Genomic DNA, 21,825 nt, shown 5'->3' with positions numbered 1-21,825 from the left:
TCGGCCCCCAAACGGCAACCGACCAAAAAGGGACAGGTTTAATTTGGCAGGTCAAACGCTTTACCAATCAAAAATAACCTATCCCTTTATGCCAAATATTAGGCCGCAGCGCAGACGCTACCGAGCAACTCACGCAGAGGAGACCCGATGCCCTCCAGCAGTTCGGGCGCGATGATGGCAAAAACGGGAACCTCGCCGGCCCCCACGACGGCAGGCACTTTGCCCTCCGAGACGATACATCCATAAGGGGCAAAACCGTCTTCGCCGGCATCGAGTACGGCCATGCGACGAGCGAGTTCGCGCGCAAAGCCCGCCGTATCGGCATCGCCGATCGCCAGGACAAAGTCCACGCCCTCATCGGTCGCCAGGGCCACGGCCTCGTCGATCAGCTCGTCTCCCCCGTCGCCTTCAACCGAGCCGCAGCGAAAAAGCACGCGTTCGAGCAGAGCTCGATCAAGCGAGCCGAGTGCTGCCGAGACGAGCTCATCGCGCGTATGCTTGTCACCGCCCAGTACAACCAGCGCCTTGGTGCCACCGTAGTGAGCGACCAATCGCCCGCACCAGCGAGCCACATCTCCATCCGCAACAAGGCGCGTCGGCATACCAAACCCATAATTGACCATCTTTCCCACAACCCTTCCGTGCGTATAGGCGGTATCGTTCATTAGGCTCATGCTACGAAGCGAGCTTTTCCGAGCTGTTACGCACTCTTTAGGGCTGCGTTAAAAACCCGATGCAGCCGCACGACCATACCTGCCAAAAAGGGGCAGGTTTTGACGGTGTCCGGTCGAGCAGGTATTATCGAACAGGTATTCGATAAGAACATGTGTTTGATGGGAGGACGCGTGGGGCACGAGCGTCACACCTATATCTGCATCGACCTCAAGACGTTTTATGCCAGCGTCGAGTGCGTCGATCGTGGGCTCGATCCGCTCACCACCAACCTGGTCGTTGCCGACGAATCGCGCGGGCGCACGACCATCTGCCTCGCCATCACACAGGCTATGAAGGACCTCGGGATACACAACCGCTGCCGTCTGTTCGAAATTCCCGATGGCATCGACTACATCACGGCCGTACCGCGCATGCAGCATTACATGGAGGTGTCGGCGAAAATCTACGGTATCTATCTGGAATACGTCAGCCCCCAGGACGTGCACGTCTACTCCATCGATGAGTGCTTTATCGACGTGACGCCCTATCTGGACCTTTATCACACCGATGCCGAAGGGTTCGCCTGCATGTTGCGCGACGAGGTCTTGGGGCGCACCGGCATCACGGCGACGGTCGGCATCGGCCCCAACCTATTCCAGGCCAAGGTAGCGCTCGACATTACCGCCAAGCACGTACCCAGCCGCATCGGCATACTCGACGACGAGACCTTTCGCAAGGAGATCTGGCCTCATCGTCCCATTACCGATATCTGGGGCATCGGCCCCGGCGTGGCAGCCCGCCTCGAAAAGTACGGCGTCTACGATCTGATGGGCGTCGCCGCGCTCGACGAAAACCTGCTTTACGATGAGCTCGGCGTCAATGCCGAATATCTTATCGACCACGCCTTTGGGCGCGAGCCAACGACCATCGCCGATATCCAAGCCTATCGCCCGCAAGCGACCTCGACCACCACGGGGCAGGTGCTCTCGAAGGGCTATGCCTACGAGCAGGCCTACACCGTCTTGCGCGAAATGGTCGATGCCGCCGTGCTGGATTTGATCGACAAGCACGTGGTGTGCGACAGCATCTCGCTCTTTGTGGGCTATGCAAGCGAGCGCGCCGACATACGCCGGCTCAACGCCAGCGGCACGGCGCAGTATATAGACGGCTGCGGACACCTGCGCTCGAGTACCTCGGGCATCGAACCCGCAGCGACCGACGGCTCCGAGCTCGCGCCCCGTGCTCCCAAGCCCGTCCAGCGCGATGACGAAAGGCGTCGCCTGGTGCGCGAAGCGCAGGCAATCGATGGCATCTTTGTGGGAGAGCATGGCGGCAAACCGCGTGGTGGCTATGCCGCACTCTTTGCGCACTCCAACGCCTCGCGAAAGCTGCCCGAGCGCACTAATTCGTTTAAGAAAATCATGGGCTATTTCGATGAGCTCTGGGCGCAGACCGTCGATCCCAAACGACCGGTCAAGCGCATCAACCTGGGATTTGGCAACCTCATGCCCGAGGAATTTGCCACCATCGATCTGTTCAGCGATATCGAGGCCGATGAGCGCGAGCGCGACCTGGCGCGCGCCGTCCTGGCCGTGAAAGACAAGTACGGCAAGAACGCGCTCGTCAAGGGATTAAGCTTTACCGCCGGCGCCACCGCGCGCGAACGCAACGATCAGGTAGGAGGACATCGTGCCTAAGTCCCAACAACAGCCGATGCGGCCACCGACGCCTTTTGAACGTCTAGCGGACCCCGAGGGAAGACGTCGATCCGCCGACCCCAAGCTCACCGCCAACGGCGCCGTCCGTGCCGGCCGTGCCGCGCAGTTTATGCCCTTTGCCGCCCTCACGGGATACTACGAACTCGTGCGCAAGCAGGAAATCACCGTCGAGCCAAAACGTGAGCTCACGGAAGAAAAAGCCCTCGTGCTCTCTAAAAAACTCGAGGGTCTCAAACGTGGCGACTTGGTTCGTGTCACCTATTACGATACATACGGCTATCGCAGCCGCACCGGCATCCTCGACGAGGCGCTCCCCGCCTTCAAGCTCCTCAAGCTCCGAGACATCGCCATCGACTTCGACGACATCCAAGACATCGAGCTGCGCGGACGAGCCTAGCCAAGGAAGCGCACCCAGAGCGACGCTTACAGCGTCATGACGTAGTAACCCGCATCTCTCACGGCAGTCTCAAGGACACCGCGATTGATCGGCCGCTTGGAGCGCACACGCGCTGTGTGGTCCGCGTACGTTACCGTAGCCCACACACCATCCAGCGCATTGAGGGCATTGGCTACATTCTGAGCGCAGCCTTCACAGCTCATGCCGCCGATGAGCAGCTCATCGCTATAGGGATAGTGTGACGCATCGGTATCCACCACAACAACCTTTTTGGCCTTCTTGCCGCTCGCACCATCGCTGCAACAACTCTTCCCGTGTGTCGAAGCGGCAATGCGACGCAGTCCAAAAAACATGCCGACGGCAATGACGGCCAGCACGATGAGATTCGCAGGGTTGAGCAAGTCACTCATGCGCTCCCCTTTCAAGTAGCACTATCTAGATACCCCCATGGGGTGTCCCCATCTTAACCCAAAATCATGTCTGTTCGGTCAATTAGTTTCCCTCTTCAAACTTTTTTGTTGACCATGGCTTACTTTCGTGTATAAGTTTTCCTAGGCTAACAGTTTAGATCCGTAAGGAGCGCCGTGACTCGAACCATAGATATCCCAACGTTTCAGGCAGCGGTCGTGCGCAACTGCTCTCCCACGCTCGCGGGCATCAAGCCGGCATCGCTCTTTACCTATCCAGGCACCTACGCCCACGGGAACGGCTCGACCACAACCGAAACCATCGCAGAACGTCGAGCACGCCTGCTCAACGTTATCGCCCAGTGCAATCGCGAGCTTGACCCGCTCGGCATCCACCTGAGTGTTTTGGTCTGGCGGCCCTGCGGAGCACTCGTGTACGTGTACCGAGCCAAAAGCCTCGCCACCTATTTCGCAGACCCTCGCGCCCAAACAGCGCTCGCCTCGGAAGGCTACGACACGAGAGACCTTTCGACATGCCTTGTGCATTTGGCATCACGCATCACGCTCGCGAGCAATAACGTCGCGGAATGCGCTTGTAGCCAGACTCGATGCGCACTACCCCAGCAAGCTAGCTGCAGCAACGACTGCACCTGCGAGTTTCCGCACGAAATAGGCTACTTCCTTGGATATCCCTACGACGACGTGCACGAGTTTATCGTCCAGCGCGGCGAGAACTACAAGGTCTTTGGAGCTTGGAAGGTCTACACGAATGTCGAGCAAGCGCTTGCGATGTTTGACGCCTACCGCGCTTGCACTCAATACCTCACCTTTGTCTATCAGCAGGGCTGCAGCTTGGCGCAACTTGCCCAGGCAACCCGATAGAACATAGAAGCCGCGGCAACCTGCCGCACAACTGAAAGGACTCAACATGAGCAAGATCGCCGTCGTCTACTGGAGCGGCACGGGCAACACCGAGGCCATGGCAAACCTCGTCGCCGAAGGCGCCACGTCCGCGGGTGCCGAGACTGAGGTCATCCCCTGCGCCGACTTCTCTGCCGACAAGGCCGCCGAATATGATGCCTTCGCCTTCGGCTGCCCCGCCATGGGCTCCGAGGAGCTTGAGTATGACGAGTTTCAGCCTATGTGGGACGAGGTCAAGGAGACCCTCGGCGACAAGAAGGTCGTCCTCTTTGGCTCCTATTCGTGGGCCGAGGGCGAGTGGATGGACAACTGGAAGGCCGACGCCGACGAGGCCGGCGTCAACGTCGTGGACTCCGTCATTTGCTACGATGCGCCCGACGATGAGGGCGAGGTGGCCTGCAAGGCCCTCGGAGCCGAGCTCGCGTAACGAAACCAGGCCTCCAAAAGAGCCTGTATCACAGCGCATCCCCATCCCTACAAAAGAGCGGGGGCTGGATTCAAGTCCAGCCCCCGCTCTTTTGTAACGGCAGTTACATCAACCGGCTACGAGATATTTCCCAAGAACGCCTTGGTGCGCTCGCTCTTGGGGTGGTCGAAGACCTCGCTCGGCGTACCCTCTTCCACAATGACGCCGCCGTCCATAAAGACGACGCGGTCGGCGACATCGCGGGCAAAGCCCATCTCGTGCGTCACGACGATCATGGTCATGCCGTCGCGTGCCAGGTCGCGCATGACACCCAGGACGTCGCGCACGAGCTCGGGGTCGAGCGCCGAGGTGGCCTCGTCAAAGAGCATGACGTGCGGGTTCATCGACAGGGCGCGGGCGATGGCAACGCGCTGCTGCTGACCGCCCGAGAGCTGGCTCGGCATAAAGTCGATACGCTCGGCAAGACCGACCTTGGTCAGCTCCTCGACGGCAATTTTCTCGGCCTCTTCCTTGCTGCGCTTGAGCACCTTCTGCTGCGCGAGCATGACGTTCTTTTTGACTGAGAGGTGCGGGAACAAATTGAACTGCTGGAACACCATACCCAGATGCGTGCGCACCTTGTTAAGATCGACGCCCTTGGCGCACACGTCCACACCCTCAACGACAATCGAGCCACTCGTGGGATGCTCAAGACGGTTGATGCAGCGAAGCATCGTCGACTTACCCGAGCCCGAGGGACCCAGAACTACGACAACCTCGCCCTTGTGCACATCCAGATCGATATCGCGCAGGACCACGTTATCGCCAAAGGCCTTCTGGAGGTTCTTGATGCTGACGACGACCTCGTTCGAGTTATTGGTTTCGCTCATGATAGGACCTCCTTACAGACCGGCGATGTGATCGGCGGGCGTCGCGACGACCTGTCCGGCGCTCTTGGCGGGACGCTTCTTCTTAGTTTCGGCCGTGCCCAAAAGCCTCGCCTCAAGGCCGCTCACCAAGCGAGCGAGCGGCAGGGTGATGACCAGATAGAACAGGGCGGCAACCACGTACGGTGTAATAGAGCCCGTCGTGGCCACGATGGTGCGGGCGTTCATGACGATCTCGACCACGCCCACGGCCGCGAGCAGCGACGTATCCTTGTAAAGCAGGATGAACTCACTGGTCAACGTTGGCAGGACATTGCGGAACGTCTGCGGAATCATAACGTAGAGCAGTGTCTGGAAGGCGTTCATGCCCAGCGAGCGCGCAGCCTCGTTCTGGCCCTTGGGGATCGACTGAATACCGGCACGGAAGATCTCGCACAGGTAGGCGGACGAGTTCATGGCCATGACGATGACGCCCAGCACATAGTCGTCAACCTTGACGCCGGCCAGCGGCAGGCCAAAGAACGCGATGTAGATCTGCAGGAACGCCGGCGTACCGCGAATGATATTCACATAGATACCGGCAAGGCAACGCAGGATGCGCGACTTGGAGATGCGCATGAGCGACAGGGCGAAACCGAAGGGAATTGCCAGCGGAAACGCCACGAGCACGATCGAGAGCGACATGAGGAAGCCTTTGAAGACGATCGGCAGGCTCTGGACCAAAATGACCGGGTTCAGGAACAGGCGAAGGAACATGTTGGAGTTCCATGCCTCGACCCACGGCTGCTCCTTAAGGTCGGCCAGGAAGTTATCGAATGCCGTCACGTCCTTGATCTCCACCGACGGAATCTTGGAGATCTTCTTGGTCGAACCATCGGCCAAAGTGTAGGTGCCGCTAAAGGCCTCGTCGCCGCCCTCGACGGGGAAGGTCACGCCGTAGACCTCGACGCGGAAATAGCCGCCGGCCGGAGCCGTCTCGCCAAAATCGATCTTGAGCGTCTGGCCGTCGACCTTGCACGTAGGCTTCATGGGCGTACGGTCCATAAGGTCATCGCCCGAGAGCATCGTCAGACGCGTGTCGTCCGCACCAAAGGTCGTGCCATCGGCAAACGTCAGCGAAAGACCGCTCAGTTCCTCGTCGGCATTGGCCTGGACCTCCCAGGTGATACGAGTCTCGGTGCCACCGACTACGTCGCTACCCGAACCGGTATTGGGTCGGGCGGTGATCTTTGCGGTCTCAAGTGCCTGAGCAGTCGAGGGCACGCAGGCCCCCGCGCATACCAGGGCGAGCACCACAGCCAGGGCACAGGCCAGCTTTTGAAGCATCGAGGGCAGTGGATGGCTCTTGCCCATGGCTCCTTGGTTCAATCGAGACAAGGTGGCTCCTAACGTTTAAGTTGCCGACATAACGGGGCGGGATGACGCCCATTCAAGAAACGCAAAGGCCCTCTCCGCCAAAACGGAAAGGGCCCGCGTGCAATCAAGTAGCTATTTTACTTGATGTTGTACTTAGCCATAAGGGCGTCAACGGTACCGTCATCGGTCAGGTCCTTGATAGCCTGGTTGATGTCGTCCTTGAGCTTAGTGTTGCCCTGGTTGATGGCGATGGCGTACTCCTCGCCGGTGCTGATCTGCTTGATGGTCTGGCAGGTGTTGAACTGCTCGGCGGTCAGCTGGCTGGCGACGGAGCGGTTGGTGACCACGGCGTCGCCCTTATCGGACTGCAGGGCGCTGAAGCACTCGGTAGCGTCCTTGTAGGGGACGATCTTTGCCTTGGGGAAGTTCTCCTGGGCAAAGGCCTCGGCAGTCGAGCCAGACTGGACGATGATCGTGGCGTCGGCGTTGTTGAGCTTCTCGCTGTAGTTGTCGGCCGTGATGTCGGTGTTATCGACCTTGGTCACGATAGCCTGATCGTCCATGTAGTAAGAGTCGGAGAACGCGACTTCCTTCTCACGCTCGGGCGTGTCGGTGATAGCCGCGATGGCGACGTCGTACTTGGCGCCCGAAGCAACGCCGGGGACGAGCGTGTCAAAGTCGTTGTTGACGTACTCGACATCCAGGCCCAGCTTGTCACCGATAGCCTTGATAAGCTCAAGGTCAAAGCCCTGATAATCGCCGTTGTCGTCCTTGTACTCAAACGGGGCGTACTCGGCAGAGGTGCCGACGGTCAGCGTGCCGTCCTTGACGAGTGCGTACTCCTTGGAGCCGTCGACCTTCTCGACCTTAGCGTCGTCAGAGCTGCTGGAACCGGCATCAGAACCAGAGGTGGCGTTGGACGAGCCGCAGCCCGTCAGAGCAAGGGCGAGCGCCATGGCACCCGTGGCGGCAAATGCGCCAAGCTTCTTGAGCTTCATAATCAGTCTCCTTCCGGTGACCTCGTTTGATTCAGAGGTCTGCAAAAACTGTTGGCTATTATGCACCCGGAATTACGAATCTGCAATGAGAAAACTGATTGAAACAAACCCATAACGTGAATGGAATACTCTACTTTATGACAGTCATTACTGCTGCAATGACCTTAATAGTCTAATTTCAGCTGCATAACCTGCAAGTTCGTTCGGAGTCTCCAAAATAAACGGCAGTGAACGCAAACGGCCATTCGATACAATATTCTGCATAACCTGCATACCGCCACCAAATTCCTCGCTGCCAAGGTATCCCTTGCCGATGCACTCGTGACGATCTTTATGGGCGCCACAAGGGTTCTTCGAATCGTTGATGTGTACAGCATGCAAGCGATCGATACCCACCACGCGATCGAACTCGTCGAGTACGCCGTCCAGATCATGGATGATGTCGTAGCCGGCATCGTTCACATGGCAGGTGTCCAAACAAACGCCCAGCTTATCGGACAGCTCTGGGCACTTGGCGGCAACGCCCTCGATAATGCACGCCAGCTCTTCAAAGCTACGGCCCACCTCGGTGCCCTTGCCTGCCATGGTCTCGAGCAATACCGTCGTCTGCTGCCCCTCAAACATCACCTGGCACAGTGTGTCGACAATCATCTGAATGCCGGCGTCCGCCCCCTGTCCCACATGCGCACCGGGGTGAAAATTGTAGTAGTTGCCGGGCAGCGCTTCCATGCGCCGCAGGTCCTCTGCCATGGCCTCCAGGGCAAACTCGCGCGCCCGCTCTTTGGCCGAGCAGGGGTTATAGGTATACGGGGCATGCGCCACCAGCGGTCCAAAGTCGTTTTGTGCCATAAGCTCGCGCAGAGCCGCCACGTCATCCATGTCAAAGTCTTTTGCCTTGCCACCGCGCGGGTTGCGCGTAAAGAACGCAAAGGTATTGGCGCCAATGGACAACGCCGTCTCCCCCATCGCCCGATAGCCCTTCGTCGTCGAAAGATGACACCCGATCGTCAGCATCTCCAACTCCCCCTCATCAGTTGCGGTGAAATACGGTCTATTGGTGCCTTATTTTGGCGCAAACAGACCGTATTCCACCGCAAGATATAAAAGGGGCATCAGGGGCAAGGTCCGCCGAGCCCCCTTGAGCACCAGCACCGCAGCCTAGAGCGTCAAGCGAATCGCATCGATTATCTGCGCGCAGCGCTGCGTGGCGGCAAGAGGCATAACGGGGCTTTCAAGCTCTCCCGTCTGGACGAGCTGCGTCGCATGCTGAATTTCGCCGTAGAAATCATCGACATCAAACGGGGCATTAATTTCGAGCATTCGTCCGTCGGAGTACTTCACATGGGCGAGCTCGGGGCGATGGAGGCGCTCGATTTCCACCGAACCCCGTTCGTAGGCAATCATTAAGCGGCTTTCATATGCTGCTTTGCCGTCGCACACCATATGAATGGGTATACCGCCGACACTCATATGGATCTCATCGGCCCAATCCACGCGGCCGCCTAATACGTCACGCCAGCGAACTTCACGAGACGAAACATCGCACGCACCCGCAAGCAGATCCTCAAACCACCCGACCGCATAGCAGCCCATGTCATATAGACAGCCACCCTGCAACGGATCGAGCAGATAACTCGAAGGGGACTCACCATAATCGAGTTTTTGCACGCTTTCGATCGAGACGATACAGCCGAGCTCGCCCGACGCAAGCAAACCCTTCACGCGAGTATGCATCGGACAAAACCGATTTTTCATCGCCTCCATAAACGGCACACCGCACTCACGGGAAACAGAGGCGATCGCATGGGCCCCTTCTTCATTCAAAACGGCCGGCTTTTCGCACAGCACGGCCTTTCCCGCGCGCAGTGCCCGACAAGCCCAATGCGCATGCATGCCATGCGGAATAGCCAAGTAGATTGCATCGACATCGGGATCGGCAATCAACGCATCATAAGCCGCATCGTCGCTATCGTCAGCCGTGGCATAACTGTGCGCGGCATCAATCGAAAACGCTCGACAAAATTCCTCGACATGTGCAGGAGTGCGGCCGGCCGCAGCCACCAGCCGTGCCTCGTCGACCTTCTTGAGCGACGATGCAAATCGATGCGAAATGTGCCCAGCGCCCAAAACGCCCCAACGAACCTCACGCAAATCATCACATGAATCCCGATGGCCCACGACAGCCCCCCTTCAGTTGCGACGAAATAGTTCCTGCTATCGCCCTATTCTGCCGCAAACAGGAACTATTCCATCACAAGATATAAAAGGGTCATGAGGAGCGAGTTTTGCTGAAGACTTTAAGCGCGGCCGTTACGGGGCCAGGCTGGAAACGTCGGCGCGCGTCGTCGAGACGCTCGGGGATATCGATGTGTTGCGGGCAGTGACGCGCACATTTGCCACACTTGACGCAATTGCTCACGAGCTTGGGCTCGCTCGTGCGCACCGCGCTCGCCGTAAAGTATTGCGACAGCCCCGTAAACCAGCTGTGCGCATAGCTCGCGTTGTAAGCGGCAAAGCAGCCGGGAATGTTAATACCCTTGGGACATGGCATGCAGTAGCCGCATCCCGTGCAGGGCACGCGATTCGATTTTTCAAACTCCGCCAGCACGCGTGCGATGGTATCGAGCTGAGCGGCTGTCATCGAATCCGGCAGGGCCCGATCGGCCAGCACCGCGTTCTCGTCCACCTGCGCGGTATCGGTCATGCCCGAAAGCAGCATCGTGACTTGAGGATGGTTCCACACCCACGAAAGGCCCCAAGCAGCCGGCGTCTTCAGGTACGGATCGCGTACGTCATCGAGCACGGCGCGGGCCCGCGGAGGCAGCTTGCCCGCCAGGCGTCCGCCCAAAAGCGGTTCCATCACAAACACCGCGAGCCCGCACTCGGCGGCTGCTATAAGTCCCGCCGTTCCCGCTTGGTAGCGCTCTCCAGCGTAGTTGTACTGGATCTGGCAAAAATCCCAGTCATACGCGTCGAGCATCGTCAGGAAGTCCGCCGCACTGCCGTGATACGAAAAACCTATCTGGCGAATACGCCCCGCAGCCTTTTGGTGCGCAATCCAGTCTTCGATGCCCAACGCCACCACGCGCTCCCACTGGGCGGGCGAAGTGATGTTGTGCATAAGGTAATAGTCGATATGGTCGGTCCGCAGGCGGCGCAGTTGCTCGTCGAAGAACCGGTCGAAATCCTCCGCGCACTTGCACGAAGCGTGCGGCAACTTAGTCGCGAGCAACACGCGGTCGCGCAGACCCAGGCGCTCAAGTGAGGCGCCCACGCACACCTCGTTACCGGGATAGAGATACGCGGTATCCAGATAATTAATCCCCTGCTCCACCGCACGGGAAATGATGGCATCGGCTGTCTTCGCATCGGGGTGTCCCGGCGCACCGGGAAATCTCATGCAGCCCAGACCCAGAGCGGATATTCGGTTACCACTTTTGGGGTCAACGCGATATTGCACGGCCCCTCCTTTCGCCATCAGCGCCCCGGCAAGGCGAAACACAATGGTCACGCGGCCGAAACATCGTGGAATCGCAATCGAGAACGTATCGTAACGCAGCAGAAATCGAGCTGTCACGGCACCGCTTTAACATCAGCAAAAAGCCCGATGAAAGGAGCCGCCCATGCCCGCGCTCGACCTTTGGAACCTCGCCTCCCAGCTCAAAAGCAACGATTATCGCTGGGTCGACCTCACCCACACGCTCTCATGCGACACCCCGCACTGGTTTGGCTTTAAGCCGTTTGAGTCCACCAAGCTCTTCGACTACCTGCCCGGCACGCCCGAGGACATGCTCGCCCCCATGCGTTGCTTCCAGTATTCGGTCGCCTCGCAGTACGGCACGCATGTCGACGCACCGCGCCACTTCCATGTTGACGGCCGTTCCCTTGGAGAGATTGAACCCATCGAGTTTATGCATCCGCTCTGCGTGATCGACAAGCACGAGGAGTGCGCCGCGAATCCCGACTTTATCCTGACCATCGAGGACCTCAAAGCTTGGGAGGATGAGCACGGTCGCATTCCCGAGGACGCTTTCGTCGCCTTCCGCTCCGACTGGTCCAAGCTCGCCGACCTCGAGAACAAGGACGAGGACGGCCAGCCCCACTACCCCGGCTGGGACCTCGACGCCATCAAGTGGCTCGTTGAAGAGCGCGACATCGGCGCCATCGGCCACGAGCCGGCTGACACCGACCCGGCGAGCGTGACCACGCGTGAGGACGCCTACCCCTACCCCGGCGAACAGTACATCCTCTCGGTCGATCGCTATCAGATCGAGGTCATGGACCATCTAGACGAGCTTCCCGCCACGGGCGCCGTCATCTTCTGCACCTTCCCCAAGGTGCGTGATGGCGTCGGATATCCCGCACGTGTCTTTGCGGTCTGCCCCGCGTCATAAGTTCCCATGCGTTTGTTCTTCTAAATACGGCCATCCGGTGCACGCGACATGGCCCGGCGGCATACAATCCATCAGGCGCCCCATACGCGGGCGCCCTTTTATGGGGAGATGATTCACATGCAGATCAACAAGGTCGCCTTCATCGGCAAGGGCGGCGTGGGCCTGCTCTACGGCAGCATGATCGCCCAAGCGCTCGGCAACGACGCCGCCGAATACGTTATGGACGACGCGCGCTTTGAGCGCCACGCGGGTGATGCGCTCACCGTCAACGGCAAGCCCTGCGCGCTCAAGTCCGTCCGCGCGAGCGAGGCGACGCCCGTCGACCTGGTCATCCTCACGGTCAAGACAACCGGGCTCGATGTGGCGCTCAAAACCCTGGAAAGCGTCGTGGGACCCGACACGCTGATCGCGTCGCTGTGCAACGGCATCACGAGCGAGCAGAAGATTGCCGAGCGCTTTGGCTGGGAGCACACCGTCCTCGGAATATGCCAAGGCATGGACGCCGTGTTTCTCAACGGCGCGCTCACCTTTACCAATGCGGGCGAGATCCGCTTTGGTGCGGCCGCCGGCACCGACCCCGCGACCGTCGCCGCCATCGACGGGCTCTACACGCGCTGCGGCATCGCACACACCGTCGAGGCAGACATCGCGCACCGCATGTGGGCCAAGCTTATGCTCAACGACGGCATCAACCAGACCTGCATGGCCTACGGCGGTACGTACGGAAGCGCCACGGAACAGGGCTCCGAGCAGCGTCGTCGCTTTGTCTCCGCCATGCGCGAGACGCTTGCAGTCGCCAACGCCGAGGGTATCGAGCTCACCGAGGCAGACCTAACGCAAATGGTGCATCTCATCGAGGGGCTCGGCACCGCCGGCATGCCCTCGATGGCGCAGGACCGCGTCGCGCAGCGCAAAACAGAGGTCGAGGAGTTCGCGGGCACCGTCCGCCGCCTCGCGGCCAAGCACGATATCCAGGCGCCGCAGAACGAATGGCTCTATCGGCGCATCCGTGATATCGAGGCAAGCTGGTAACGCCGCCGCACCGCATCCAACAGTCTCAATATCAAAAACCGCCGCAAAGGGCACTCCCCTTGCGGCGGCTTCCTTCTTCATCTATGGGCAAAACCAGCTTCACAACGGCTAGCGCCGCACCTGCGGCGTCTCGTCCTCGTCATCGCGGCAAAGGGTCACGCCCGCACTTCCCAGCAGCGCTGATGCGATGAGCGCGCCGACCACAATAGGAGCAGCCCCGCACGAGCCCTGCATGCCTGCGACAAACGCAGCTGTAGGGCCAAGACAGCCAAGTACCAATGCGACGGCGGCGATAGCGATATCTCGAGCGTTCATGAGACCACTTCCTCCACGAGAAAGACCTTATTTCTCATGAACCAGTGTGCCCCGCATGCATACGCCCAGCGTACCGCCACGGTAAGGGCTCTGTTAACTCAAACGCACATAAAGAAAGGGCGGCTTTACGTTGCCTAAAAGCTCAGTAAAGACGCCCGCCCATCATGTGCCTATTTTGCTCTGATGGCAGATTACCAACCGGTGTAGTAGTCGGTGGTTCCGGCGGCGCAGCCGGAGTCATAGACCTTGCAATCACCCTTGGAGCCCGTAAAGGTCGAGCCCTGGGCCATATCGCCCGCGGCAACAACGTAATAGCCGTCGGAATCGCGCCAGAAGCCCTCAGAATCCTGCGTCCATTCGCCCGTGCGGTGGTGATACAACACGTTGCTGCTGTAATAAGTCTCGCGGCGGCCGTTATAGTTATTGACGCCGCTCGAGCGCGTCAGACCCGAGCCGTTCGCGTAATACGCAGCAGACGTGTAAGACGAGCCGGAGCCGGCGTTGTAATACGAAGCCTGGGCGGCCTCGGCAGCCTCCGCCTCGGCGGCAGCGGCCTCGAGCGCTTCGCGCTTGGCATTCTCAAGCGCAGTGCGCAGCTCATCGAGCTCGGTCGACTTCGCGTCGACCTCCCCCATCGTCAACAGACTACCCGCACCGTCGATACAACCCTGCAGCACAGCGCGCTCGTCATCGGTAGCATAGTCGCCATACATATTCATAATGATCTGAGCGCGCATCTCAAGGGAATCGCGCTTGGCCTCCATCGAGGCGTTCCACTCCTGCATGGAACCATAACCATCGCCGCGATAATCAACGGGCTGTACCAGCGTCGCCTCGGACGGCGTAGATCCAACCGTATCGGACAGTGTTGCGGCGTGGGCATCAGTTGCACCGGCGCCCGCCAAAAGTGCCACGGTCAGAGCGGCGGAAAGGGCAGCGGCTTTCGGTTTTCGTGAATCGATCCTCATGTAGCTGGAAACCTCCGTAGTGCGTTTTTGCTGCGTTTGAGCTGCGTGTGATTCGATCGCGCTGCATAGTACCTCGAGCAAATCGCGACCTGCGGTTTTACTCAAAAGGCGCACGTCAATTGCGTAAAACTCACATCCTCTCAACAGGAGTTTTCCACAACTCGAATGCATAAAGCATGCCAAAAACCCTGTAATAGCGCCCTTCCTATGCAAAAAAGGCGCCTGCGCAACCATTGCTTGCGCAGGCGCCTTGAGCAGGCATTTTATGCAGTTATACCTATCGAGTCGCAAGGGGTCCTTGCACAAGTCGCCTTACTCGTCCAGCGCGGCGAAGGCCTGCTTCAGATCCCAAATGATGTCCTCGGCGTTCTCGGTACCGATGGAAAGACGGATCGTGGAGGGCGTGATGTTCTGCTCGGCGAGCTCCTCGGCAGAGAGCTGGGAGTGCGTGGTGGTAGCCGGGTGCACGACGAGCGACTTGACGTCGGCCACGTTGGCGAGCAGCGAGAACACCTGCAGATGATCGATGAACTTCCAAGCTGCCTCCTGGCCACCCTTAATCTCAAAGGTGAAGATCGAAGCGCCGCCGTTGGGGAAGTACTTCTGATAGAGCTCGTGATCGGGGTGCTCAGGCAGGCTCGGGTGGTTCACCTTGGCGACGTGGCTGTCACCAGCCAGGAACTCAACGACCTTCTTGGTGTTCTCGACATGACGGTCGACGCGCAGCGACAGAGTCTCGGTGCCCTGGAGCAGGACCCAGGCGTTGAACGGGCTGATGCAGGCGCCCTCGTCACGCAGCAGGATAGCGCGGACATAGGTCGCGAAGGCGGCGGGACCGGCAGCCTCGGCAAACGAGACGCCATGGTAGGAGGGGTTGGGCTCGGCGATCTGCGCATACTTGCCGCTCGCCTTCCAGTCGAAGTTGCCGCCATCGACGATCACACCGCCCAGCGAGGTGCCGTGGCCGCCGATGAACTTGGTTGCGGAGTGGACAACGATGTTGGCGCCATGCTCCAGCGGACGGAACAGATACGGGGTGCCGAAGGTGTTGTCGACGACAACCGGCAGACCGTGCTTCTTGGCGATCTCGGAGATGGCGTCGATGTTGGGGATGTCAGAGTTGGGGTTGCCGAGCGTCTCGAGATAGATGACCGTGGTGTTGTCCTTGATGGCACCCTCAACCTCTTCCAGGTTATGAGCATCGACAAAGGTGGTCTCGACGCCAAACTGGGAGAGCGTATGCTCGAGCAGGTTGTAGGAGCCACCGTAGATGGTCTTCTGAGCCACCACGTGGTCACCAGCCTGGGCAAGAGCCTGCAGGGTATAGGTGATGGCAGCGGCACCGGAGGCGACGGCAAGACCGGCCACGCCACCCTCGAGCGCGGCGATACGGTCCTCAAAGACGCCCTGGGTGGAGTTGGTCAGACGGCCGTAGATGTTACCGGCGTCGGCAAGACCAAAGCGGTCGGCGGCGTGCTGGGAGTTGCGGAACACATAGCTCGTGGTCTGGTAGATAGGCACGGCACGGGAGTCGGATGCGGGATCGGCGCTCTCCTGGCCAACGTGCAGCTGCAGGGTATCGAAACCAAAGGTGTGCTCGGGGTTGTTGATGAACCGGCTCATGATGATCTCCTTGATCGAACGAAAGTAAGTAAAAAGAGAGAAGTAAGTCGCTGTCTCCTGATCACGCCGACGGGCGCAAACAGGAGCCCGGCATTCGTCTTGGTAAGCAATTCATATGCGGGCCTCCTTTCGCGCCCCGATTCCGTGGTCGGCTTAATAACCTACCGCCTTTGTGTGTTTTGAATAGTACGAGCATTGTCTCCCTCGGTCAATCACTTATAAGCGCTAACTTGTTATCTGTTTTATAGATAACTATCGAAAGGACGGGCACCGATGACCCTTCAGCAGCTTCGCTTTCTGATCGCCGTGGCAGAGTCCGGCTCAATCAACGCCGCAGCTCAGCGCCTCTATACCGCTCAGTCCAACATCTCAAACGCCGTCAAAAGCCTAGAACAAGAGCTCCATCTGGAGATCTTTACGCGCTCCAGCCGCGGCGTCACGCTCACCAACGACGGCACCGAGCTTTTGGGCTATGCGCGCCAGGTCGTAGAGCAGGCCGACATGCTCGAGGCGCGCTACGAGGACGGCGGCACCCCGCAAGCCCGCCTCGCCATTTCCGCCCAGCACTACGCCTTTTCGGTCGAGGCCTTTGTCAACGTGGTCGAGCGCTGCCGCGACAGCAAGTTCGAGTTCATCATGCGCGAGACCACCACATCGCAGATCATCGATGACGTCCGTGCGTTTCGCAGCGATATCGGCATTCTGTATCTGGATGACTTTAACGCCCGCGTTCTGCAGAAGGCCTTCGCCGATGCCCGCGCAAGCTTCCATCCCCTATTCGACGCGACGGTCCACGTCTTCGTTAGCGAGCGCCACCCGCTCGCACGCCGCCCGCAGCTGTCCCTTGCCGACCTCACGCCCTATACGCGCTACAGCTTTGAGCAGGGAACCTCAAACTCCTTCTATTACGCCGAGGAACCTTTTAGCTATATCCCTTGCGACCGCAACATACGAATCTCGGACCGCGGAACACTTACTAACTTACTTATCACGTCGAACGGTTACACCCTGTCGACCGGTGTCCTCTCCAATGAAATGCAATGGGGCATGGCATCGATCCCGCTAGCAGACGCCCCAACGATGCACGTTGGCTACATCATGCACGACGAGCGCAAGCCCTCTCTCCTCTTGCAGCAATACCTCGACGAGCTCAACCGCATCATCCATGCCAACTAACAGTCGGAAGACGGGGTAGAAATCGTAGATTGCTGGCCCCCGGCGGGCATGGCGCTACAATGGTCACTCACATGAAATGCACTCAACGAAAGGAAGCCCGTGAAGGTCATCATCTACACCGACGGCTCGGCCCGATCAAATCCGGGACGCGGCGGCTACGGCGCCGTGCTCAAATACACCAACCCCGCCGGCAAGACCTTCACCTCCGAGCTTTCGCGCGGCTACGCCAAGACCACCAACAACCGCATGGAACTCATGGCCGTTATCGTGGCGCTCGAGGCGCTCAACCGCCCTTGCGAGGTCGAAGTCCATTCCGATTCGCAGTACGTCGTCAACGCCTTTAACAAGCACTGGATCGACGGCTGGAAAAAGCGCGGATGGAAAACCGCCAACAAGCAACCCGTCAAGAACCGCGACCTGTGGGAGCGCCTACTCACCGCCAAAAGCAAGCACAAGGTTGAGTTCATCTGGGTTAAGGGTCACGCCGGTCACGAGCTCAACGAGCGCTGCGATGAGCTCGCCACCACGGCGGCCGACGGCAGCAACCTCGATATCGACGCCGGCTTTAACGAGAGCGACCTGTAATAGCGTTTTCGCGCAGCTTTATATCCCCACGCGCTACACTCATCCTGTAGACCAAACAACGCAAGGGGGACGTATGCTGCGCATCGCGACCATCGGCACATCCATGATCACTGACGACTTTATCCAAGTCGTCAACGCCAACGACCAAGCCGCGTTTGTGGGCACGCTTTCACGCGATGCCAATCGCGGTGCTGCCTTTACCGCCGAGCGCGGTGGCGAGCGAAACTTTACTTCACTCGATGAGCTCGCGACAGCCGCCGACGTCGACGCCGTCTACATCGGCAGCCCCAATGCGCTCCACTACGAGCAGGCCCTTGCCTGCATCGCCGGTGGCAAGCACGTCATCGTCGAGAAGCCCTTCTGCGCCACCGAAGCGCAGGCTCTGGAAGTCTTCCGCGCTGCCGAGGCAGCAGGTGTCGTGGCCCTCGAGGCCATGCGTCCCCTCCACGATCCCGCCTTCCACGCCATCGAGGACGTCCTGGGCGAGATCGCCCCCATCCGCCGCGCCTCATTGCGCTTTGGCAAGTATTCTTCGCGCTACAACGAGGTTCTCGCGGGGCGCGCCACCAATATCTTCGACTGCAATATGGCATCGGGTTCCCTCATGGACATTGGCGTCTACGCCGTCGAGCCCATGGTCGAGATCTTCGGCATGCCCTCTGGTCTCACCAGCATGACCACGCTGCTCGACCCCTCAACGCAAGAGCTCACCCATGGTCCCATCGACGGTTGCGGTTCCATTCTCGCCAGCTACGGCGGAGGGCGTATCTCCGTCGAGCTCGCGCACTCCAAAATAACAAATGACCTGCTGCCCTCGCAGATCGAAGGCGAGCGTGGCACTATCCAGATCGACCATCTGTCCGCGCCCCGCAATGTCCGCATCGACTATCGCGGCGATGTCGTACGCGGCTCGGCGACCGAGGCACCGCGCGAACAGGGCGACAACGGCCGCGTGCTCGACCTGCCCAAATCGAGCAACACTATGGAATACGAACTCACAGACTTTATCACCGCCATCGGCGGCATCGATAACGTTAAGGAGGAGATTTGGGAGACCCCGGCGGGACGTCACGAACTTGGCCACTACCGCGATGTCACGCTCGTCTCATTGCGCATCATGGATGCCGTGCGCCAGCAGGCCGGCATTACCTTCCCGTCCGACGCAGGCAAGCAGGCCTAGCGATGGGCTTCTTCGATGCGTTCTTCTCCAGCGTCACCGGCGGCAGTCGAGAGCCTCAAAAACCATCAAACATTGAGCTCGAGTTGCGCCGCAGGCTTACTGTGCTCGCAAGCGACGAGGCCACTCAAGACACTCCCCTGCGTTATTTCCTGCGCTGGGCGGGGCAAGTCCAGGGCGTCGGTTTTCGCTTTACCAACACCAACCTCGCGCAGGCACGCGCACTCACCGGCTGGGTGCGTAACATGGAAGACGGCTCGGTCGAGATGGAGATACAGGGAGCTCCGGCAAACATCCTATCTCATCTCGAGGCGCTTCACGCCTCCTACGAGCGCATGGGAACGCGTTTTCGCCTCGTAGACGCCCAGGCCCGAGCCCCACTTGCCAATGAAGACGGTTTCATTCCTCGTTATTAGTATTGTGTGCTAAATACGATATCATTTACCTACGACCGTTGATAGAAAAGAGGCGAGGCGCATGGCGGTGCAAAGAAGGAATACCAGGCAGCGAAAGCTGGTTCTTGACGCTGTGCGCCAAAGCTATAACCATCCCACCGCCGACGAAATCTACAACGTCGTGCGCGCGCAGGATGACAAAATCAGCCGCGGTACGGTCTACCGCAATCTCAATCTCTTGGCCGACGCCGGCGAGATCCTCTCCATCAAGACGCCGGGCGGCAGCCGCTTCGATCGCACCATCGAGCCGCACGCACATATCATCTGCACCTCGTGCAGCCGCGTCATCGACGTGCCACTCCCCTTCGACGCCCAGCTCGACGCCAAGGCGTCCGAGCAAATCGGCTGGCACGTCACGTCGCACTACACCATCTTCGAGGGTCTCTGCCCCGACTGCCGGTAGATGTTTGGGACATGCCTACTCAGCAAGTAGACGACGCAGCTCCTCTTCGACCGTGCGTACGTAACGGACGCGGTCGTTGATGCCACGCATAGAGGGATTGCAGCTCTCCATTAGATAGGGATGGCCCACTACGTTGAGCATGTCGCGGTCGTTTTCGTTATCGCCAAACGCCATCATCTCATCGGGCGAAATTCCCAGGGCACGACCGTAATCGGCAAGCGCGGAACCCTTACCCGAATCAAAGCCGATAAAGTCCGTCCACTCGGTTCCCGACGTCATCACGTCGACACGGTCGCTAAAGAGGCACTCGAAATACTCCAGGGCCGCCGGCTGATCCACCTCGGGCGTCTGGAAGGCAATCTTAATGACGTCCTCGTCGATGTCCTCGGGGCGGTCGACCACCGCCACATCGCAGTGGACCTCATAGCGCAAATGGTCGACGAACGCATCGTTGCCGCTTATGGTGTAGAGGTGCCCCTCGCAGGAAAGGGTAACGTCGGCATGGGGGTAGGCGACCACGGCATTCGCGATATCCATCGCCAGGTCACGCTCCATAGAGCGCTTGACAACGGCACGCCCCTCGCTCATCACCAGGGCTCCGTTTTCGCATACATAGGCGAGCTCATCGGCCACCGGGGCAAACAGGTAGCGCAAGCTCGCATATTGACGGCCGCTCGCCGGCATAAACACGATACCGCGACGATGCAGTTCATCGATGAGTTCAAAGGCCTCGGAACGCGGCTCGCGCTCCCCCGGATGCAGCAACGTGCCGTCCAAATCGCATGCAATCAGCTTGATTCCCTCAAGACCCATATGCTTCCCCAAAGCCTCCTATCAACAGCAAGACGGACCTTGATTGGTCGCCCCTCAAAGCCCGCCTTGCGTATATACGCGCTTAGCCGCGCGTCTTTTTTACGATGGTAAAGTCGGGAGCCATGCTCACGACGGCCTCCGCCGCACTCGATGCAAAGCGCCGGTCCGCATCGAGTTCACGGGTAACCACCGAGAGCCGAACACCCTCGACGCCCCGGAGCATGCGGCCCAAAACAGGCTGCACCGGCGTATACATGCGCACGGTATGCTCGTCCGAATCGCCTCGGAAAAGCGGCGCGTGCATATTGCCGATCTCCCAGCACGCATGCGCGAGCGCAATCGGATCCATGCGGTCGACTTCGACCAAATAAACCTCGGCGCTGCGCAGGCGCACGACAACCGCCACGGGCACCATGCCCGAACGGTCGATGGCGAGCACGTCGCCATCGGCAAGACGACCGCCGTCGGCAGCATCCAGCCGAACATCGATCGTGCGCCCCAGCTCCGTCACGCCCGCAAACGCGCATACATCAGCCCGGTCCCAATCGAACAGTAGCTCGTCAACTTCAAAGACGCCGCCCAACTTCCGGCGAAGCAGGAGTTCATAGGACGGATCGTTGAGATTTCCCAAGCATGTCGTCGAAACCAAGCGTTCAGGCATACTCTAACCCTCGACCTCAACGAGCTCGATATCAAAGTTGAGGTCCTTGCCGGCCAGCTCGTGGTTGGCGTCGAGCGTCACAGCCTCGGGCGTTACGTCGATGACCACGGCGGGAACGGGCATACCGCTCGGCGTGGACAGGAAAAGCTTCATGCCCTTCTCGATCTGCTCGATGTTGGGAACCTGTTCGGCCGGGAAGGTCAGAACCATCTCGGGATTGTGCTCGCCGTAGGCATCGGCAGCAGGAATGTGCACGGTCTTCTTCTCGCCCACCTGCATGTCGACAACAGCGGCGTCGAAGCCCTTGATCATCTGACCGGCGCCGCAGGTGAACTCCAGCGGCTCGCCGCGATCGTAGGAGCTATCGAACTGCGTGCCGTCATCGAGCGTGCCGCGATAATGGGTCTTGACCTTCTTGCCCTGGTTGGACATGGTAACCTCCGTGATAAGGACGGCGCACAACGCGGGCCGCCGTGAAC

Annotated in this window: 25 protein-coding genes; 11 read left to right on the top strand and 14 right to left on the bottom strand. The window is 59.4% G+C overall.

What is annotated here, in order from left to right:
• Positions 1 to 98: 98 nt before the first annotated feature.
• Complete coding sequence (locus tag CHY22_RS05935) at positions 99 to 602, bottom strand: iron-containing alcohol dehydrogenase (protein WP_168170427.1); 504 nt, start codon at positions 600 to 602, stop codon at positions 99 to 101.
• A gap of 231 nt (positions 603 to 833) precedes the next feature.
• Between CHY22_RS05935 and CHY22_RS05930 the strand changes: the two genes are divergently transcribed.
• Positions 834 to 2,351, top strand: coding sequence for a DNA repair protein (locus CHY22_RS05930; RefSeq protein ID WP_168170429.1), 1,518 nt, complete (start codon positions 834 to 836; stop codon positions 2,349 to 2,351).
• A complete protein-coding gene (locus CHY22_RS05925) occupies positions 2,344 to 2,769 on the top strand; it encodes a hypothetical protein (protein WP_233502866.1) in 426 nt (141 codons plus the stop codon). Before CHY22_RS05930 ends, CHY22_RS05925 begins: the two co-directional genes overlap by 8 nt.
• A 26-nt stretch (positions 2,770 to 2,795) precedes the next feature.
• Here the strand turns inward: CHY22_RS05925 and CHY22_RS05920 are convergent, their stop codons facing one another.
• Positions 2,796 to 3,179, bottom strand: coding sequence for a heavy metal-associated domain-containing protein (locus tag CHY22_RS05920; RefSeq protein ID WP_089573009.1), 384 nt, complete (start codon positions 3,177 to 3,179; stop codon positions 2,796 to 2,798).
• A gap of 174 nt (positions 3,180 to 3,353) precedes the next feature.
• Here CHY22_RS05920 and CHY22_RS05915 point away from each other — a divergent pair, with 174 nt between their 5' ends.
• Positions 3,354 to 4,058: a DUF3793 family protein gene (locus CHY22_RS05915; protein ID WP_089573006.1), complete on the top strand. Its 705-nt coding sequence runs from the start codon at positions 3,354 to 3,356 to the stop codon at positions 4,056 to 4,058.
• 46 nt (positions 4,059 to 4,104) lie between these two features.
• On the top strand, positions 4,105 to 4,524 hold the full coding sequence (locus CHY22_RS05910) for a flavodoxin (protein ID WP_089573004.1): 420 nt from the start codon (positions 4,105 to 4,107) through the stop codon (positions 4,522 to 4,524).
• Positions 4,525 to 4,640: 116 nt separating this feature from the next.
• Here the strand turns inward: CHY22_RS05910 and CHY22_RS05905 are convergent, their stop codons facing one another.
• The 6 genes from CHY22_RS05905 to CHY22_RS05880 form a co-directional block, all read right to left on the bottom strand.
• A complete protein-coding gene (locus tag CHY22_RS05905) occupies positions 4,641 to 5,393 on the bottom strand; it encodes an amino acid ABC transporter ATP-binding protein (protein ID WP_055251428.1) in 753 nt (250 codons plus the stop codon).
• A 12-nt stretch (positions 5,394 to 5,405) separates the two neighbouring features.
• Complete coding sequence (locus tag CHY22_RS05900; RefSeq protein WP_233502865.1) at positions 5,406 to 6,767, bottom strand: ABC transporter permease subunit; 1,362 nt, start codon at positions 6,765 to 6,767, stop codon at positions 5,406 to 5,408.
• A 116-nt stretch (positions 6,768 to 6,883) separates the two neighbouring features.
• Positions 6,884 to 7,744, bottom strand: coding sequence for an ABC transporter substrate-binding protein (locus tag CHY22_RS05895; protein WP_089573002.1), 861 nt, complete (start codon positions 7,742 to 7,744; stop codon positions 6,884 to 6,886).
• A 147-nt stretch (positions 7,745 to 7,891) separates the two neighbouring features.
• On the bottom strand, positions 7,892 to 8,758 hold the full coding sequence (locus CHY22_RS05890; RefSeq protein WP_089573000.1) for a deoxyribonuclease IV: 867 nt from the start codon (positions 8,756 to 8,758) through the stop codon (positions 7,892 to 7,894).
• 144 nt (positions 8,759 to 8,902) lie between these two features.
• The gene (locus CHY22_RS05885) at positions 8,903 to 9,922 is read right to left on the bottom strand and encodes a Gfo/Idh/MocA family oxidoreductase (protein WP_233502864.1); all 1,020 of its coding nucleotides are present in this window, start codon (positions 9,920 to 9,922) and stop codon (positions 8,903 to 8,905) included.
• Between the two features lie 91 nt (positions 9,923 to 10,013).
• Positions 10,014 to 11,204, bottom strand: coding sequence for an aldo/keto reductase (locus CHY22_RS05880; RefSeq protein WP_089572996.1), 1,191 nt, complete (start codon positions 11,202 to 11,204; stop codon positions 10,014 to 10,016).
• Between the two features lie 163 nt (positions 11,205 to 11,367).
• Between CHY22_RS05880 and CHY22_RS05875 the strand changes: the two genes are divergently transcribed.
• The gene (locus CHY22_RS05875; RefSeq protein WP_089572994.1) at positions 11,368 to 12,138 is read left to right on the top strand and encodes a cyclase family protein; all 771 of its coding nucleotides are present in this window, start codon (positions 11,368 to 11,370) and stop codon (positions 12,136 to 12,138) included.
• A 117-nt stretch (positions 12,139 to 12,255) separates the two neighbouring features.
• Positions 12,256 to 13,170, top strand: a complete 915-nt coding sequence (locus CHY22_RS05870; RefSeq protein WP_233502863.1) for a 2-dehydropantoate 2-reductase — start codon at positions 12,256 to 12,258, stop codon at positions 13,168 to 13,170.
• 108 nt (positions 13,171 to 13,278) lie between these two features.
• On the opposite strand, the gene CHY22_RS05865 is transcribed toward CHY22_RS05870, so the two are convergent.
• The 3 genes from CHY22_RS05865 to CHY22_RS05855 form a co-directional block, all read right to left on the bottom strand.
• Complete coding sequence (locus tag CHY22_RS05865; protein WP_089572989.1) at positions 13,279 to 13,485, bottom strand: hypothetical protein; 207 nt, start codon at positions 13,483 to 13,485, stop codon at positions 13,279 to 13,281.
• Positions 13,486 to 13,676: 191 nt separating this feature from the next.
• A complete protein-coding gene (locus tag CHY22_RS05860) occupies positions 13,677 to 14,453 on the bottom strand; it encodes a hypothetical protein (RefSeq protein WP_089572987.1) in 777 nt (258 codons plus the stop codon).
• Positions 14,454 to 14,765: 312 nt separating this feature from the next.
• A complete protein-coding gene (locus CHY22_RS05855) occupies positions 14,766 to 16,076 on the bottom strand; it encodes an O-acetylhomoserine aminocarboxypropyltransferase/cysteine synthase family protein (RefSeq protein WP_089572985.1) in 1,311 nt (436 codons plus the stop codon).
• Between the two features lie 273 nt (positions 16,077 to 16,349).
• On the opposite strand from CHY22_RS05855, the gene CHY22_RS05850 reads away from it, so the two are divergent.
• The 5 genes from CHY22_RS05850 to CHY22_RS05830 all read left to right on the top strand — a co-directional run bounded on the left by CHY22_RS05850 (position 16,350) and on the right by CHY22_RS05830 (position 19,872).
• A complete protein-coding gene (locus CHY22_RS05850) occupies positions 16,350 to 17,252 on the top strand; it encodes a LysR family transcriptional regulator (RefSeq protein WP_055251412.1) in 903 nt (300 codons plus the stop codon).
• Between the two features lie 99 nt (positions 17,253 to 17,351).
• The gene (gene rnhA, locus CHY22_RS05845) at positions 17,352 to 17,837 is read left to right on the top strand and encodes a ribonuclease HI (RefSeq protein ID WP_089572983.1); all 486 of its coding nucleotides are present in this window, start codon (positions 17,352 to 17,354) and stop codon (positions 17,835 to 17,837) included.
• A gap of 73 nt (positions 17,838 to 17,910) precedes the next feature.
• A complete protein-coding gene (locus CHY22_RS05840) occupies positions 17,911 to 19,017 on the top strand; it encodes a Gfo/Idh/MocA family oxidoreductase (protein WP_089572981.1) in 1,107 nt (368 codons plus the stop codon).
• A 2-nt stretch (positions 19,018 to 19,019) separates the two neighbouring features.
• Positions 19,020 to 19,430, top strand: coding sequence for an acylphosphatase (locus CHY22_RS05835; protein ID WP_089572979.1), 411 nt, complete (start codon positions 19,020 to 19,022; stop codon positions 19,428 to 19,430).
• A 61-nt stretch (positions 19,431 to 19,491) separates the two neighbouring features.
• A complete protein-coding gene (locus CHY22_RS05830; protein WP_172677978.1) occupies positions 19,492 to 19,872 on the top strand; it encodes a transcriptional repressor in 381 nt (126 codons plus the stop codon).
• Between the two features lie 15 nt (positions 19,873 to 19,887).
• Here CHY22_RS05830 and CHY22_RS05825 read toward each other — a convergent pair whose 3' ends face one another.
• The 3 genes from CHY22_RS05825 to CHY22_RS05815 form a co-directional block, all read right to left on the bottom strand.
• Positions 19,888 to 20,685, bottom strand: a complete 798-nt coding sequence (locus CHY22_RS05825; RefSeq protein ID WP_089572976.1) for an HAD family hydrolase — start codon at positions 20,683 to 20,685, stop codon at positions 19,888 to 19,890.
• A gap of 82 nt (positions 20,686 to 20,767) precedes the next feature.
• The gene (locus CHY22_RS05820) at positions 20,768 to 21,346 is read right to left on the bottom strand and encodes a hypothetical protein (RefSeq protein WP_089572974.1); all 579 of its coding nucleotides are present in this window, start codon (positions 21,344 to 21,346) and stop codon (positions 20,768 to 20,770) included.
• A gap of 3 nt (positions 21,347 to 21,349) precedes the next feature.
• A complete protein-coding gene (locus tag CHY22_RS05815) occupies positions 21,350 to 21,778 on the bottom strand; it encodes a peptidylprolyl isomerase (protein WP_035138874.1) in 429 nt (142 codons plus the stop codon).
• Between the last annotated feature and the right edge of the window lie 47 nt (positions 21,779 to 21,825).

The sequence above is a fragment of the Collinsella sp. TF06-26 genome, assembly GCF_002232035.1.
Lineage (GTDB): Bacteria > Actinomycetota > Coriobacteriia > Coriobacteriales > Coriobacteriaceae > Collinsella.
This window is presented reverse-complemented; position numbering and strand designations above follow the sequence as displayed.